Here is a 15,101-nt window from a genome sequence, read left to right as displayed (position 1 = left end):
CAATTTTATTAAACACGATAATAGATACTCTATTAAAAAAACAGTGCTAAAGATATAATAATATAAGTTTTAAAAAACAGATGTCTCTTCTTTTTATTAACACTTCTCTTTTTAGATTGATAAGATTAGTCTATATCAGCTCCTAAAGCTTGTTTAAAAGCCTTTAAAACACGTTCTCTAGCGAACTTATGCTCTACTATAGGCTGTACATAATCAAGTTCTCTCCATTCAGGCACCCATTTGTCCAAATAAACAAAATCCTTATCAAACTTCTTTACCTGTTCAGTTGGATTAAACACTCTAAAATAGGGTGCTGCATCACATCCACAACCTGCTACCCACTGCCAGTTGCCATTGTTAGATGCTAAGTCATAATCCAATAATTGTTGTGCAAAATATACTTCTCCCCATCGCCAATCTATAAGCAAGTGCTTTGTCAAGAAACTTGCTGTAATCATACGAACTCTATTGTGCATAAATCCAGTCTCATTCAGTTCTCTCATACCAGCATCTACGATAGGATATCCAGTCTGTCCATTACACCACGCTTTAAACTCTTCTTCATTATTGCGATACTGTACAGCTTCATACTTTGATTTAAAACAGTGATTTTCTACCTGTGGATATAAGTATAAGATCTGACTAAAGAACTCTCTCCAAATCAACTCTGATAACCATACCGCATTCTCCTTCAGTGCTATCTTAACACATTGCCTAACCGAAATAGTCCCAAAGCGTAGTGCAACACCTAACTTACTCGTTCCATCTATACCTGGATAATCTCTATATTTATCATAATTAGATATGATTGGTAGATCTACATATGGAGGTATAATACCACTAACACCATGAGTATACCCTAATGATTCTAAAGTAGGAATAGCACAATTAATAGAGTAAAATAACTCACTCGCTAACTTTACTGAATAGTCATATAAATGCTGATTGGTAAGTTGCTCTCTCCACTTTTTAGCATAAGGAGTATATACCTGATATGGTGTACCATCTTGTTTTAAGATATCCCCTCCTCTAAAGATGACTTGGTCTTTAAATAAATAAAAAGGAATAGAATAAGTCCCAAGATAATCACCTACCTGCTGATCCCTTTTTATTGCCTTCGGTTCATAGTCTTCATTGGCATAAATAGCTTTGATATCATACTCTTTGGCTAACTCACTAAAAACCTCTAATACAGTGCTGTGAAAACACATTACTCCTGTACCTAATGATTTTAATTGATTGTCTATACCAGCAACAGCATCGTGAATATAGGTAAGGCGTTTATCTAATGGATTAGGGAATTGCTTCAATACTTCTTTGTCAAAAATAAAGATAGGCAACACTTTATATTCACTTTGCAAAGCGTGATATAATCCTACGTTATCACATAAACGCAGATCTCTTCTAAACCAAAAAACAACAATCTCTTCTCTATGTTTCATTACACCAATATTAACTAACTACAAAAAAAAATGAGTTAAGTATTCCTTTATTCCCGAAAGATATAAAAGAATACTTAACTCACTAAATCAAATATAAAGTACTTATTAAAAAGCGCCTATTAAGCTCATCCAGCTAGTACCTATTACTAAATAAACAAACAGTAATAATAGTCCTATGATTAAACCATAGGTCCACCAAGACTTAAGCTCTACATATCCACTTCCGAAGAATACTGGAGCAGGTCCGTGTCCATAATGTGTTAATGTTCCGTAGATAGATCCCATAAATCCAAGCATCATCGCTAACAATACAGGAGGTACTCCTAATGATATACCAACTCCTAATAGAGCGGCATACATAGCTGCTACGTGAGCAGTTGCACTAGCGAATATATAGTGACTCAAGAAGTAAACAATAACAATAACTGGGAAGGCATAATGCCAATCCATATTGCCCATTTTACCTTTTACCAAGTCGCTAAACCATCCGATGAATCCTAACTTATTTAATGAACTAGCCATCATTACTAATACAGCAAACCATACGATTGTATCCCACGCTCCTTTTTCTGCCTTCACGTCATCCCAAGTTAACACTGAAGTTAACAATAAAATAGACAATCCTATAAAAGCAGTAGTAGTAGCATCAATACTAAATAAATCTCCTGTAATCCACAGTCCTAATAAGATAACAAACGTCACTAACATTAAAATCTCAGGAACAGATAACTTACCCATTTCTTTTAATTTCTCTGCAGCTACCTTTGGTGCATCACCAGTCTTTTTTAATTCTGGCGGAAAGATCTTATATAAAACTATAGGTGTAATAATAAATGCGATTAACCCAGGAACTAAACCAGCTGCTGCCCAAGACATCCAACTAATATTAATCCCCATATCAGCAGCAAACTTCTGACACATAGGATTACTTGCTGTACCAGTCAAGAACATAGAAGATGCTATCAAGTTCATATAATAACAATTCAATGTCAAAAAAGAACCTAACTTTCTATGCGTTTCTGGTTTAGCAGCATCAGAGCCAAAGCTAGTAGCCATAGACTTCATAATCGGATAGATAATACCTCCTCCTCTAGCTGTATTACTAGGGATAGCAGGAGCTAATACTAAATCAGCTAATCCTAATCCATAAGCTAGTCCTAATGTACTTTTTCCGAAAGCTCTGATAAACAGAAAAGCTATTCGGTTTCCTAATCCTGTCTTGATAAATCCTCTAGCGATAAAGAACGAAATACCTATCAACCAAATTACTTTATCCCCAAAACCACTCAAACTTAATGCAATGGATTGGCCAGGATTACCTGGAGCTAATAATTGGAAGAATGCCGTTAACGCTACTGCTAACATACACATTGTTCCCATCGGAGCCGCTTTTAGAATAATCCCTAAAATAGTACTCACAAAAATGGCAAATAAATGCCATGCCTCTACTGTTACGCCCTCTGGTATTGGACAAAACCATAATGCTGCGCCAACTACTACCGTAATGGCTAAGTTTTTAAGATTAATTTCCTTTATCATCTATTGTTGTTTGTTATGAGTTTTGCTTAGTACCTACACTGCAGCTGTATAAAAGCTAGATTAGAATTATACGTTGAAGTGTTCTGTATATTCTTCTTATAGTTATCTATCTGCATACCTATTTGTATTCTAGCTCCATAGTTCTTTAAGAACTCTAAACTAAACATAGGTACTAGTGTTTGGCGGGCATTTGAGTTTAGCTTTGACTCCGCATCTAAATATTCATAACGACAAGAAAATTCTACTGCTTGGAAGTGTTTTTTACCAATCTCATATCTGACATTCGGTACGACATAGAAACTTCTCATTAGATAGTTATCTAAACTTCCTAAGCGTTCTTCTGGTTTTAACTTAAAGAAGGCATCGTGATTATTACCTTGTTTTGCCTCTGTTTGGAAATCTAAACACCAGCGATCTCCAAGTGGAAACTTAGCTGCTGCTTCTATTCCGACAGCATACACATTTTCTTTTTGTACCTCACCGATACCACCACTAAATCCTACGTTAAAGTCGTGTTTCTTATCAATGTTAAACAACACTCTACTTGAGTAATGTTTACCATCATCACTATCTGTCTTATTTTTACCATTACCATTAGTTACAGAAAAACCGTAACTCATCGGAACATTACCTAAATCTACACTACCTGTAATAGCAGCCCCAACTTGGAAACTCATCCAACCGTTGTTACCAAATAAGTAATATGAATTAGAATAATCTATAGACTTCACAATATCCACAGGATAAGTCTCTTCTAATCCGAATAAAGGTCTAAACTGTCCAACTGTAATCTGGAAGTATCGATTAACAGTATACTTAGCATACGCATTCTCTAATACCTTAGTCTTAGGATCAGACTTAAAGTCAGCAAAGTTTACTAAGGTATTTACCTCTAAATTCTCAGTAATCTTTACATTCATAGATACACGCATTCTCTTGATATCAAAAGAGCTATTAGAATAACTAGTCTTCTCTGGTGTAGTAGCATGGTGTAATCCGTCTATATCAACACCTTTTTTAAAGTTCTCTAGATATCTAGTCTGAAATACCCCTCCTACTTTAAACTTAGGATACTTCTGTGGTTCAGGATGTAGTATTATCTTTTCTTCAAAGACTACTACAGTATCATTCTCTACCTCTTGTGCAAAAGAAATAAAGGAGCAGAACAAGCCTGCCCCTATTAATAATTTTGTTTTTAAGCTATGAAATAATGTAAGAGTGCTCATAGGCTTATCTTTTTATTTTTTAAATTTTAAAAAACTTGCTCTGTTGTACTCGTAGTTCATACGAGCGATGTTTAGTACAGAAATACCCTGTGGACATTCTACCTCACATGCTTCTGTATTAGAACAGTGTCCGAAGTCCTCAGCATCCATCTGGGCGATCATCTTCAAAGCTCTTTCTTTTCTCTCCTCTTGAGATTGAGGTAAGATAGCTAATTGAGTGATCTTAGCAGAAGTAAATAAAGCCGCACTACCATTCTTACACGTAGCTACACATGCTCCACATCCGATACAAGCTGCAGAGTCAAACGCAGCCTCAGCTGTCTCATGACTCACAGGTATAGTATTAGCCTCTGGAGCTTGTCCTGTATTTACTGATACATATCCTCCAGCAGATATAATACGGTCAAACGCGCTTCTATCTACTTTTAAATCTTTCTTCACAGGAAAACCTTTAGCTCTAAAAGGCTCTATCAGTACAGTCTCCCCATCTTTAAACTCACGCATGTGTAACTGACATGTAGTAGTGTTCTCTAGTGGTCCGTGTGCGTTACCATTGATAACTACACCACACTGTCCACAGATCCCCTCTCTACAGTCATGATCAAACTCTACAGGTTCTTCTTTATTTACAATTAACTGTTCGTTTAATGTATCCAACATCTCTAAAAAAGACATATGTGGATTTACATTCTCTAACGTATAGTTTACAAGTTGACCTTGTGCTTTACGATTTTTTTGTCTCCAAATTTTTAAATGCAGTTTCATAGACTTTTTTATTATTTATAACTACGGATAGTTGGTTGTACGAATTCGAATTTTAACTCCTCTTTATTTAAGATAGGTTCTTTGTCTAATGACCCTGGCCATTCCCATGCAGAGATATACTGGAACTCATTATCATTACGCTCTGCTTCTCCTTCTTCAGTCTGGAACTCCTCTCTAAAGTGTGCTCCACAAGACTCATTTCTAGTTAAGGCATCATAGCACATTAACACTCCTATCTCTAGATAATCTGCTACACGTCCTGCTTTTTCTAATTCAGCATTCATTGTATCATTTTCTCCAGGAACATAAACGTTTTTATAAAACTCGTCTCTTAGCTTTTTAATCTCTTCGATTGCAAAAGTTAATCCTTCAGCTGTTCTAGCTAAACCACAGTAATCGTATAATAACTTACCAAGTTTTTTGTGATAGTAGTCAACTGACTTATCCCCTTTTATATTTAATAATTGGTCTATTTTATCTTGATTCTCTTTGATCACTTTATCAAACTCTGGGTGATCTGTAGAGATCTTACCTACTCTAATCTGATCTGCTAAATAGTTAGCAATTGTATATGGAGCGATAAAGTATCCATCCACAGAAGCCTGAAGTAATGAATTAGCTCCTAATCTATTAGCCCCATGATCCGCAAAGTTAGCTTCACCTAATGCAAACAATCCAGGTATAGTAGTCATTAATTCATAATCTACCCATAGCCCTCCCATAGAGAAGTGAGCTGCAGGAGATATTTTCATTGGTTCCTTATATGCGTTGATACCCGTAATTTTCTCATACATACGGAATAAGTTACCATACTTCTCAGCGATTTTTGGTTGTCCTTGTTCCTTAATAGCTTTAGAGAAATCTAGGTATACAGCATTCTTAAGAGGTCCTACACCATGCCCAGCATCGATACGCTCTTTAGCAGCACGTGATGAAATATCACGTGGAGCTAAGTTACCGAATGCAGGATAGCGACGCTCTAAGTAGTAATCTCTTTCTTCTTCTGGAATATCATTAGCCTCTCTAGTATCATCTGCTTTTTTAGGTACCCATATACGTCCATCGTTACGCAGTGATTCAGACATTAATGTCAATTTAGATTGGTAATCACCTGACTGAGGTAATGAAGTAGGGTGTATCTGAGTCCAGCTAGGAGATGCAAAATAAGCTCCTTTTTTATGGGCTCTCCAGATAGCAGATCCATTACATCCCATCGCTAAAGTAGATAAGTAATAAATTTTACCAAATCCTCCAGTAGCTAATACTACAGCATGAGCAGAGTGTTTCTCTATTTCTCCTGTCTCTAAGTTACGCACTACTACCCCTCTAGCTTTACCATCGATAGTAACGATATCTAACATCTCATGAGAGGAGAATAACTGTACCGTTTTTTTATCTACCTGACGCATTAACGCTTGGTAAGTACCTAGTAATAACTGTTGTCCCGTTTGACCTCTTGCATAAAAGGTTCTACTTACCTGAACCCCACCGAATGATCTATTATTTAAATATCCTCCATATTCTCTACCAAAAGGAACCCCTTGAGCAACAGCTTGGTCAATTAGGTTAAGAGAACACTCTGCTAAACGATATACGTTAGCTTCACGAGCTCTAAAGTCTCCCCCTTTTAATGTATCTACGAACATACGGTACACGCTGTCACCGTCGTTTTTATAATTCTTAGCAGCATTTACCCCTCCTTGTGCAGCTACAGAGTGCGCACGACGTGGAGTATCTTGAAAACAGAACGCTTTCACATTATAGCCCATCTCTCCTAATGACGCAGCTAATGAACTTCCTGCTAATCCTGTACCTACTACTATTACGTCTAATTTCTTTCTGTTAGCAGGGTTTACCAGACGAGCAGTTTTTTTATAATTAAACCATTTTTCTTCTAACGGTCCTTGAGGTATTTTTGCATCTAATTTCATAGCTAGTTATTAAGATTAGTGATGTAAATAAAAATTGGCATTGCTGCAAAACCTGCACAGATAATAACAGAATAAGCAACACCTACTATATTAACCCAACGTACAAACTTTGGGTGGAATAAACCTAGTGTTCTAACGCCACTAGTAATCCCGTGTACTAAGTGATAACAAAGTGCTATCATAGCGATTACATAAACCACTACTAACCAAAGCTCTTGGAATGCAGCTACTACTACTGCGTATAAATCCTTGTTCCCATTAGCATCTAAACCAATTTGACCAAACTTATATACATACCAGAAGTTTTGGAAGTGTAGTACAATGAAGATAAGAACTACCGTTCCTAGTACTCCCATGTTTCTGCTATACCATTTACTAGCTCTACCTCTATTGTCTTTTTTATAAGTACCTCCAGAAGCTTTGTTCTTAGAAGTAATGATTAAAGCATAGATAGCATGCCCTATGATAGAAGCATATAAAACATACGAAACCATTTTTACTAATGGGTTTCCTGTTAAGAAATGCGAATACGCATTAAAGCTTAATCTTGCGTGTTCTGGCTCCATAAATAACTGCATATTTCCTAGACAGTGAATCAATAGGAAAAAACACAGAAATAGTCCTGTCGCGGCCATTACAATCTTACGTGAGAGTGTGTTCATCTTTGTACTTTATTTTAATAGTTAATGAATCTTTGTTTTTTGTAACTAATGTCTTTCATCAGTAGGTTAAAATTATTCATTTAGTACTTTTTCAAAACTGACATATATCAGTCATATTCTGTTTTTGAAGACTAAAACAACACATTAACGAACATTGATAAAATATTATAACTCAAACAAACTGTACTTAAAATTATCAAATATTTTTAACATAAATAGAATTATAAAAAAAAGAAACTTCTAAAATAAAATATAGAATCATTATAAATAGTTACTGATCTTTAATACCGAATGACTTATCGCTACTACTAGCCTTTAAACATTCTTATAAACAAACTCTAAATTGTAATAATTCTAAATATCTTTCTTTATAAAACCTCCTGTTTTACACTGTATCAATAACCCAAAAACTGTTCCGTTTATGCCAAAACAAACTACTTTATAAAGAAGAGTTGTTATTTATAACCATTTTTAATTTTACAACACAAGCAAGTATAAAATCACTATTTTTATAACTCCTACTAAATACTACCTCCTAAACCTAAAATCAGCGATAGAGTAAACTATACAGCTCTGAACTTATAAAAGAGCACACTGTAGTATAGCTTAAGAAAAAGTGATAGAGATATAAAGTAGAATTAGCTCATAGTATTGGGCTAATGCGGAATCTGGGTTAAACCCTATTTACAAATCCATATTCTGTAGCTTGTCCTTGATTGGAGAATGCAAGAACAATACTAGGTCTATTGTTCGACAAAACACTTCTCTCGTCCACTAATCTCCTAGGATTGTCCTAGAATAGTCCAACAATCAGCATCCTGTACTTATGAATAATGAGTTGAGAGAAATAGTAGATTAATAGTATTACCCTATAATTTATCTACATGGTCTCTTCAAAAAGGTAAGAAAATCTACTCCTAAGAATATTTACTAAATTCCGTAAGATATAAAACAAACATAGGCCACTAACTTGCGTTAGTGGCCTATGTTATTATCTATTTATTATATTGAGTATATTACTTCAGATATTTCACTAAGTACTTAGGTACATCCTCATATCCTTGTCTGAAATAAAAGCGGTGTGCATCTACTCTTCTACTGTGACTGTGCAATTCGATTCGGTCGCATCCTCTGCCTTTAGCTAGAGCGGTAACATGTTCCTCTACTAACTTACCAACACCCTTACTTCTGATATTCTGATCAACAGCAAAATAGCTAATACGTGCAAAATCTCCTTCTAGAGCAATCTGTGGAATAAAATGAACTGATATAAATGCAATAACTTGCCCTTCATCCTCTACTACTAATAATTGCTCTTTATCACAGGCGTTCATTTCTTCTATTCTCTTAGGCAAGAAGCCTAGTGTATTGGGATACCCCATTTGTTCTAATAAGTCTGCAACTACAGAAGCATCGTTGACTTGCATTGTTCTTATATTCATAATTACTTAGGTTTACACTAAAGTAATTACTTTCTAAAAAAAGGCAATGCATTATCTCTTATTCTTCACTCTTATCTCCGTATTCTCTCTTGCCAGACATACTCGCTCCTGCATCCTTGTTCAGTTTAGTAAAGACAAAACTAGATAATACAGTGATCAGTCCCATCACTAAGAAAGTGTATCTAAAGACTGTTATCTGGTCTGAAGATACTGCTACAGTACTGTTTTGGAACATCATCAATACCATCGCTGATAATGAGATACCTAAACTAACAGCTAGTTGCTGTGTCACAGATAACAGACTATTACCCTCACTAGAAGTCTCTTGGTCTAGATCAGCTAGAGAGATCGTATTCATAGAAGTAAACTGTATAGCATTAAAAGCTCCGTTACCAATCATCAATATAATGATTATCCAATAAGGAGTATTCGGTGTGATAAAGAAGAAACAGCTTATTAGTAGTCCTGTTAATATAGTATTTGTAATTAAAGTACTTCTATATCCAAATCGTCTTACGATAGGTACTACGAAGTTACGAGATACTAGATTAGACAATGCCTGAGGAATCATCATCATACCAGCATACATCGCAGAATATCCATATCCTACCTGTAGCAATAAGGGTATCATCAGTGGCATACCTCCTATCCCGAATCGAGTCACTAGGTTACCGATAAGTCCTAGGCGAAGAGTCGTGATCTTAAATAAATCAAGTTTGATTAGTGGGTCTTTAGCTCTTCTAGCATAATATACATATGCGACTCCCATTAATACAGCTAATAAACATAACATAATTAGTTGTATAGTAGATATGGTAGGGCTATTCCATTTCTCTATCACTAGTGTAAGCATAGTCAATCCTCCACTAAAAAGTATCCAACCTAATAAATCAAAACGACCTACTTTATTCGTAAAATTTGGCATGATAGATTTAGCAACCAGTACTGCTATAAGTCCCACAGGTACATTAATTAAGAATATCCAGTGCCAAGATAACTTCTCTACCAAAAAACCTCCTACTGCTGGCCCAAGCATCGGTCCTATCAATCCTGGAATAGTAATAAAGTTAATTACTTTTAATAGTTGATCTTTAGGATATGCATAGATTAAGGTTAGTCTAGCTACAGGTACCATCATCGCTCCACCTATGGCTTGAAATATACGAGCTAAGACTAATTGGTCTAAGGTGTTGGATATAGAACAGAATACAGAACCTAAAGAGAATAATCCTACAGCGAGAATAAATATTCGCTTAGTACCAAATCGGTCTGCTAACCATCCGCTTAGAGGGATTAATAGTGCTACTGTTAAGGTATAAGATACGATGACACTCTGCATCTCTAATGGAGATTCGCCAAGACTCTTAGCGATGGATGGTAATCCTGTGTTTAAGATAGTGGCATCTAAAGCTTGCATAAAGATAGCTAGTGCTCCTAGCCATGGCAAGTATTTACGGGTTCTTTCGTCTTTTATTACTCCTGCTTGCATTGTATTCTAAATCATTTAGTAATTAATAATTCCTTTTTCACACTGCAAAATTAGGCTATCTAACCTCATTTAATCCAGGATTTAGATAGATATTTCTTATTAACAAAAAGAGGGAAAATATTGGATAAAAGGAGGAAATATCAATTGTATAATTCAGAATATACTAATTTGACAATATAGAATTTTATGACCTCTATTCTTACTAGATAGATAATTCAAGCATCATTATCGTCTTATTTTTCGATAGAGAACACCTATAATGATTGATAAAAATCTTCTATAAAGTCAAAAACACAAAAAATAATGCAACTACTTATGACTAATCACCCAATTATTTATGATTTCTCTACCATGAGAAGTAATAAAGGACTCTGGGTGAAACTGTACTCCCTTAATATCGTATTCTTTATGTCGGATAGACATAATCACTTCATCTTCACTAACTGCTAAAACTTCTAATACTTCTGGGATATTATCAATAGACAGTGCCCATGAGTGATAAAGTCCTACTGTAATAGAAACTGTAATATCTAAGAACAACTGATCTTCTTTTAGAAGAGTTAACTGAGTAGATTGCCCGTGATAAACAGATGGTAAATTTACTAGTGTAGCTCCAAAATATTGACCGATAGTCTGGTGACCTAGGCATACTCCTAATATAGGTTTAATCCCCTTATATCGATCTAAAATGCTAAATAAGATAGGATAACTAGTAGGTACATCAGGTCCAGGAGACAATACTAACATATCATAAGTATCTAAAGTGTCTAATACTACCTCATCATGTGAAATCACTGTTATATCACAGTGTTCGTTCTCGTCAAATAACTGAACAAGATTGTAAGTAAACGAGTCGTGATTATCGATTATAACAATTTGTTTGATTTCACTCATAAACTATTTTGTACTTTTGAATTCTTAAATTAGATACGCTTAAATATGGTGCTCAAAGATACGACTATCTCTCTTATGAACTCACTAGGGACACAGAGAATTCCTTTCCTTTTCATTATTAGTTACGATGGAAAAGACTGTATCGTAGAGCCACTAAACAAGATCAAAACAGACGAGATCAAATATAACTTTAACGGAGTGAGTAATCAACTCACTCAACCTAGTCCTAGCGTACTTCAGATAGAGGCTCATCCGCTTAGTTTTGAACAGTATCAAAAGAAGTTTGATATCGTTAAACACGAACTACAAATAGGTAATACCTACTTAACAAATCTAACAGTAGAAACTCCTCTTACTACTGATAATACTTTAGAAGAGATCTATAACACAGCGAAGGCTAAGTATAAATTATGGGTTAAAGGGCAATTCACTTGTTTCTCCCCTGAGATCTTTGTACAGATTAAAGACAATGCCATTTACTCTTATCCAATGAAAGGAACTATCAAAGCGGATATTCCCAATGCTAGTGAGATCTTGCTAAACGATAAAAAAGAAACTGCAGAACATTATACGATAGTTGATTTAATACGCAATGACTTAAACATCGTGTCAAAGAAAGTAAGAGTAAACCGATTTAGATATTTAGATAAATTAGAAACCTCTAAAGGACCTATCTTACAGATGAGTTCTGAGATTGCTGGTGAACTAACTCCTGAATGGCATAATGAAATAGGAACTATATTTCATAAATTATTACCTGCTGGCTCTATTACTGGTTCGCCTAAAGAGAGTACTATGCGAATCATAAACGAATCAGAACAATACAATCGTAAGTACTATACAGGTATCTGTGGAATCTATGATGGCAATAGCATCGATAGTGCTGTGATGATACGCTATATAGAACAACAAGGAAATCAATATGTCTATAAAAGTGGTGGTGGTATAACTTCTTCGAGTACAGCATCTTCGGAATACGAAGAATTACTTCAAAAAATATACATCCCTAGTTGATAAAACCTAACTATAACACAGTTTAACTGGTTAAAATGTATTTTTATCATTTTGAAGGTGATAAATACTTCTTTCTAATAATAGTTAAAAAACAACTCTACTGAGAGAATACAAATTATCTAATTAGTAGAATACCTTAATTTTTATTGCATTTTAGTTAATTAAAATGACTCAAAACAAGGGTTTTACCTATTCACAATTCGCTTTTTTATTTTTATATACATCTTAATTCTGTAAATTACCACTACCAAAAACTAATTTAATAAAGAATGAAAGATTTGTATAAACAAATCGGTGAATTACTCATCGATCAGGATTACGATGCCTTACATGATCTAAAAATCGAAAAGCCTGAGTACTTTAACTGGGTACAAGAAGTGTATGAAGATATACACGTAAAAGAGACACCTGAGAAAACTGCATTATTATGGACAGATGGAGAGGTGACTCATCACTACACATTCCAAACACTACACGATAGGTATAATCAATTAATCAACTTTCTGCGTACTAAAGGGATTAAGAAAGATGATGTAATACTAACGCAGATGATGCTACAACGCATTAACTGGGTTACGCATTTAGCTACTATTAAAGCTGGATATAGATTATCTCCTGCTGCTAGTATACTAGGAGTAAAAGACTTAGTATACAGATTCGAAAAGATAATGCCAAAGGTAATCTTAGCAGATAGCGATAACGTAGAGAAGATAGACCAAGCAGAAAAAGAATCAGGTATAACAATACCTGTAAAGATTATAGTAGATGGCCAAAGAGAGGGCTGGTATCCACTAACAGTATTAGATGAACAAAGCAAGGAAACTAAGGGAGAAATGACAAAGCCTGATGATACACTGTTTATGTTCTTTACCTCTGGTACTACAGGAATGCCTAAAATCGTATGCCATACACAACTGAGTCAACCTTTAGGACACTTAACAACTACCTCATGGATAGGGTTGACACGCAATGATATTCACTATAATATCTCTCAACCAGGTTGGGCTAAGTTTGCATGGAGTAGTTTATTTGCTCCTTGGAATGTAGGTGCTACCATCTTTGCTTATGCTACTAAAGAACGCTTTAATGCTGCTAAGACATTAGAGATGATAGAAAAACACGAGGTAACTTCTCTATGCGCTCCTCCTACTGTACTACGTTTCTTTATTCAAGAAGACTTAAAGAAGTACAACTTTAGTCTAAAGAAATGTGTAGCTGCTGGTGAACCTCTTAATCCTGAGATTATAGAAGAATGGAAAGAAGGGACAGGTTTAGTGGTTAGAGATGGGTTTGGTCAAACCGAAAGTACATGTATGATCGCTAACTATCCAAATGCAAAACTAAAATATGGTTCTATGGGTAAACCTACTTTCTTATACGACATTGTTATCGCTGATGATGAAGGGCAAGAAGTAGCTACGAATGAAGAAGGAAATATCTGTGTAAGAACAGGTACTGGGCAACTAAACGGTATATTTAAAGAATACTTATACGACAAGGTAAAACAAGCTGAAGTATTTAAACATGGGCTTTACTACACAGGTGATAAAGCATATAAAGATGAAGATGGTTATATTTGGTTTATCGGTAGAGATGATGATGTTATTAAAGCATCTGACTATCGCATTGGCCCATTTGAGGTAGAGAGTGTATTACTAGAACATGATGCTGTGGTAGAATCTGCTGTAGTTGCGAGTCCACATGCTGTAAAAGGATTTGAAGTGAAAGCATTCATTATCCTAAACGACCATTCTAAAGCATCTGTTGAATTAGCAAATGAGTTATTTAAGTATTCTCGTGAGCATTTAGCTCCATACAAAATGCCTAGAAAAATAGAGTTCGTCACTGAACTACCAAAGACTATTAGTGGTAAGATTAAGCGTGTAGAACTTAGAGCACTACAGGCTGAAAGAATAGCTAAAAAACAAGAAGTCGCATTAGAATTCGACTATGTAAAATAAGAAAAGGGCTGTCAGATATTCTGACAGCCCTTTCTAATTATCAAATATAAAAACTTACTATTCTAATGTAAAGCTTATAGATACGTTAGATACTACCTCTAACTCTCCTAATGCTAATGTTTGATCATTCATATCTCCTGCAGCAGCTTTCATCATATACATCGGTCTAACGATGATAGGTGTAGAAGCACTACTATCTGATACTAAGATAGCTTTACCTACTTTTTGTCCTAATGCACTAGCATAGTCAGTAGCTTTTTGTTTAGCTTCTTTTACTGCTAATGTACGAGCTTCTGCCTCATACATCGCTGTTTTAGAAGATTGGAAGTCTACTCCATCGATTCTATTAACTCCAGACTCTGTAAGTCCTATCATTAATTTCTCATACTTAGATACATCAGTTAATGTAATAGATAAAGTCTGAGATGCTGAGAAGTAATCTTTCTTCTCTTCATAGTCTCTAGATTTATAAAGGCTTACACGTTGAGTTTGTAAATCTTTATCTTCTATCTTCATTGACTTCACATATTTAATAATAGCTGCAATAGCTTTATCATTTGCTTTTTTTGCATCAGCTGCCTCTTCTGCTCTGTTCTCTACCCCTACTCTGATAACTACTTTATCTGGTGTTACATTTACCTTACCAACTCCGTTTACTTGGATTTGAGGAGTAACTACACCATTGTTATTTTGAGCTACGATTGCTGTTGTTGTCATTAATAATGACGCGAACATA

General features: G+C 35.1%; 12 protein-coding genes. 2 read left to right on the top strand and 10 right to left on the bottom strand.

Features of this window, described 5'->3' with window-relative positions; translation table 11 throughout:
• Positions 1 to 125 precede the first annotated feature (125 nt).
• The 9 genes from BMX53_RS13795 to BMX53_RS13755 form a co-directional block, all read right to left on the bottom strand.
• Positions 126 to 1,442 (bottom strand): cryptochrome/photolyase family protein, encoded by a 1,317-nt coding sequence (locus BMX53_RS13795; RefSeq protein WP_074746973.1) that lies wholly within the window; start codon positions 1,440 to 1,442, stop codon positions 126 to 128.
• Between the two features lie 105 nt (positions 1,443 to 1,547).
• A complete protein-coding gene (locus tag BMX53_RS13790; RefSeq protein ID WP_074747025.1) occupies positions 1,548 to 2,978 on the bottom strand; it encodes an anion permease in 1,431 nt (476 codons plus the stop codon).
• Positions 2,979 to 3,007: 29 nt separating this feature from the next.
• Complete coding sequence (locus tag BMX53_RS13785; RefSeq protein WP_038984600.1) at positions 3,008 to 4,207, bottom strand: porin; 1,200 nt, start codon at positions 4,205 to 4,207, stop codon at positions 3,008 to 3,010.
• A 12-nt stretch (positions 4,208 to 4,219) separates the two neighbouring features.
• The gene (locus tag BMX53_RS13780) at positions 4,220 to 4,972 is read right to left on the bottom strand and encodes a succinate dehydrogenase/fumarate reductase iron-sulfur subunit (RefSeq protein ID WP_038984599.1); all 753 of its coding nucleotides are present in this window, start codon (positions 4,970 to 4,972) and stop codon (positions 4,220 to 4,222) included.
• An 11-nt stretch (positions 4,973 to 4,983) separates the two neighbouring features.
• A complete protein-coding gene (locus BMX53_RS13775; protein ID WP_063175967.1) occupies positions 4,984 to 6,903 on the bottom strand; it encodes a fumarate reductase/succinate dehydrogenase flavoprotein subunit in 1,920 nt (639 codons plus the stop codon).
• Positions 6,904 to 6,905: 2 nt separating this feature from the next.
• Complete coding sequence (locus BMX53_RS13770; RefSeq protein ID WP_074746971.1) at positions 6,906 to 7,565, bottom strand: succinate dehydrogenase cytochrome b subunit; 660 nt, start codon at positions 7,563 to 7,565, stop codon at positions 6,906 to 6,908.
• Positions 7,566 to 8,581: 1,016 nt separating this feature from the next.
• Entirely contained in the window at positions 8,582 to 9,007 is a 426-nt protein-coding gene (locus BMX53_RS13765) for a GNAT family N-acetyltransferase (RefSeq protein ID WP_074746969.1), read from the bottom strand.
• Between the two features lie 58 nt (positions 9,008 to 9,065).
• Positions 9,066 to 10,496 carry a multidrug transporter subunit MdtD gene (gene mdtD, locus BMX53_RS13760; RefSeq protein ID WP_074746967.1) on the bottom strand — a complete coding sequence of 477 codons (1,431 nt, stop codon included), beginning with the start codon at positions 10,494 to 10,496 and terminating at the stop codon, positions 9,066 to 9,068.
• Positions 10,497 to 10,805: 309 nt separating this feature from the next.
• Entirely contained in the window at positions 10,806 to 11,390 is a 585-nt protein-coding gene (locus BMX53_RS13755) for an anthranilate synthase component II (RefSeq protein WP_074746965.1), read from the bottom strand.
• A 45-nt stretch (positions 11,391 to 11,435) separates the two neighbouring features.
• Between BMX53_RS13755 and BMX53_RS13750 the strand changes: the two genes are divergently transcribed.
• On the top strand, positions 11,436 to 12,404 hold the full coding sequence (locus BMX53_RS13750; RefSeq protein WP_074746963.1) for an aminodeoxychorismate synthase component I: 969 nt from the start codon (positions 11,436 to 11,438) through the stop codon (positions 12,402 to 12,404).
• A gap of 269 nt (positions 12,405 to 12,673) precedes the next feature.
• Complete coding sequence (locus BMX53_RS13745; RefSeq protein WP_074746961.1) at positions 12,674 to 14,365, top strand: acetate--CoA ligase; 1,692 nt, start codon at positions 12,674 to 12,676, stop codon at positions 14,363 to 14,365.
• A 57-nt stretch (positions 14,366 to 14,422) separates the two neighbouring features.
• Here the strand turns inward: BMX53_RS13745 and BMX53_RS13740 are convergent, their stop codons facing one another.
• Positions 14,423 to 15,100, bottom strand: coding sequence for an SIMPL domain-containing protein (locus tag BMX53_RS13740; RefSeq protein WP_244154514.1), 678 nt, complete (start codon positions 15,098 to 15,100; stop codon positions 14,423 to 14,425).
• Between the last annotated feature and the right edge of the window lies 1 nt (position 15,101).

This window comes from Myroides marinus, from assembly GCF_900109075.1.
GTDB lineage: Bacteria > Bacteroidota > Bacteroidia > Flavobacteriales > Flavobacteriaceae > Flavobacterium > Flavobacterium marinum_A.
This window is presented reverse-complemented; position numbering and strand designations above follow the sequence as displayed.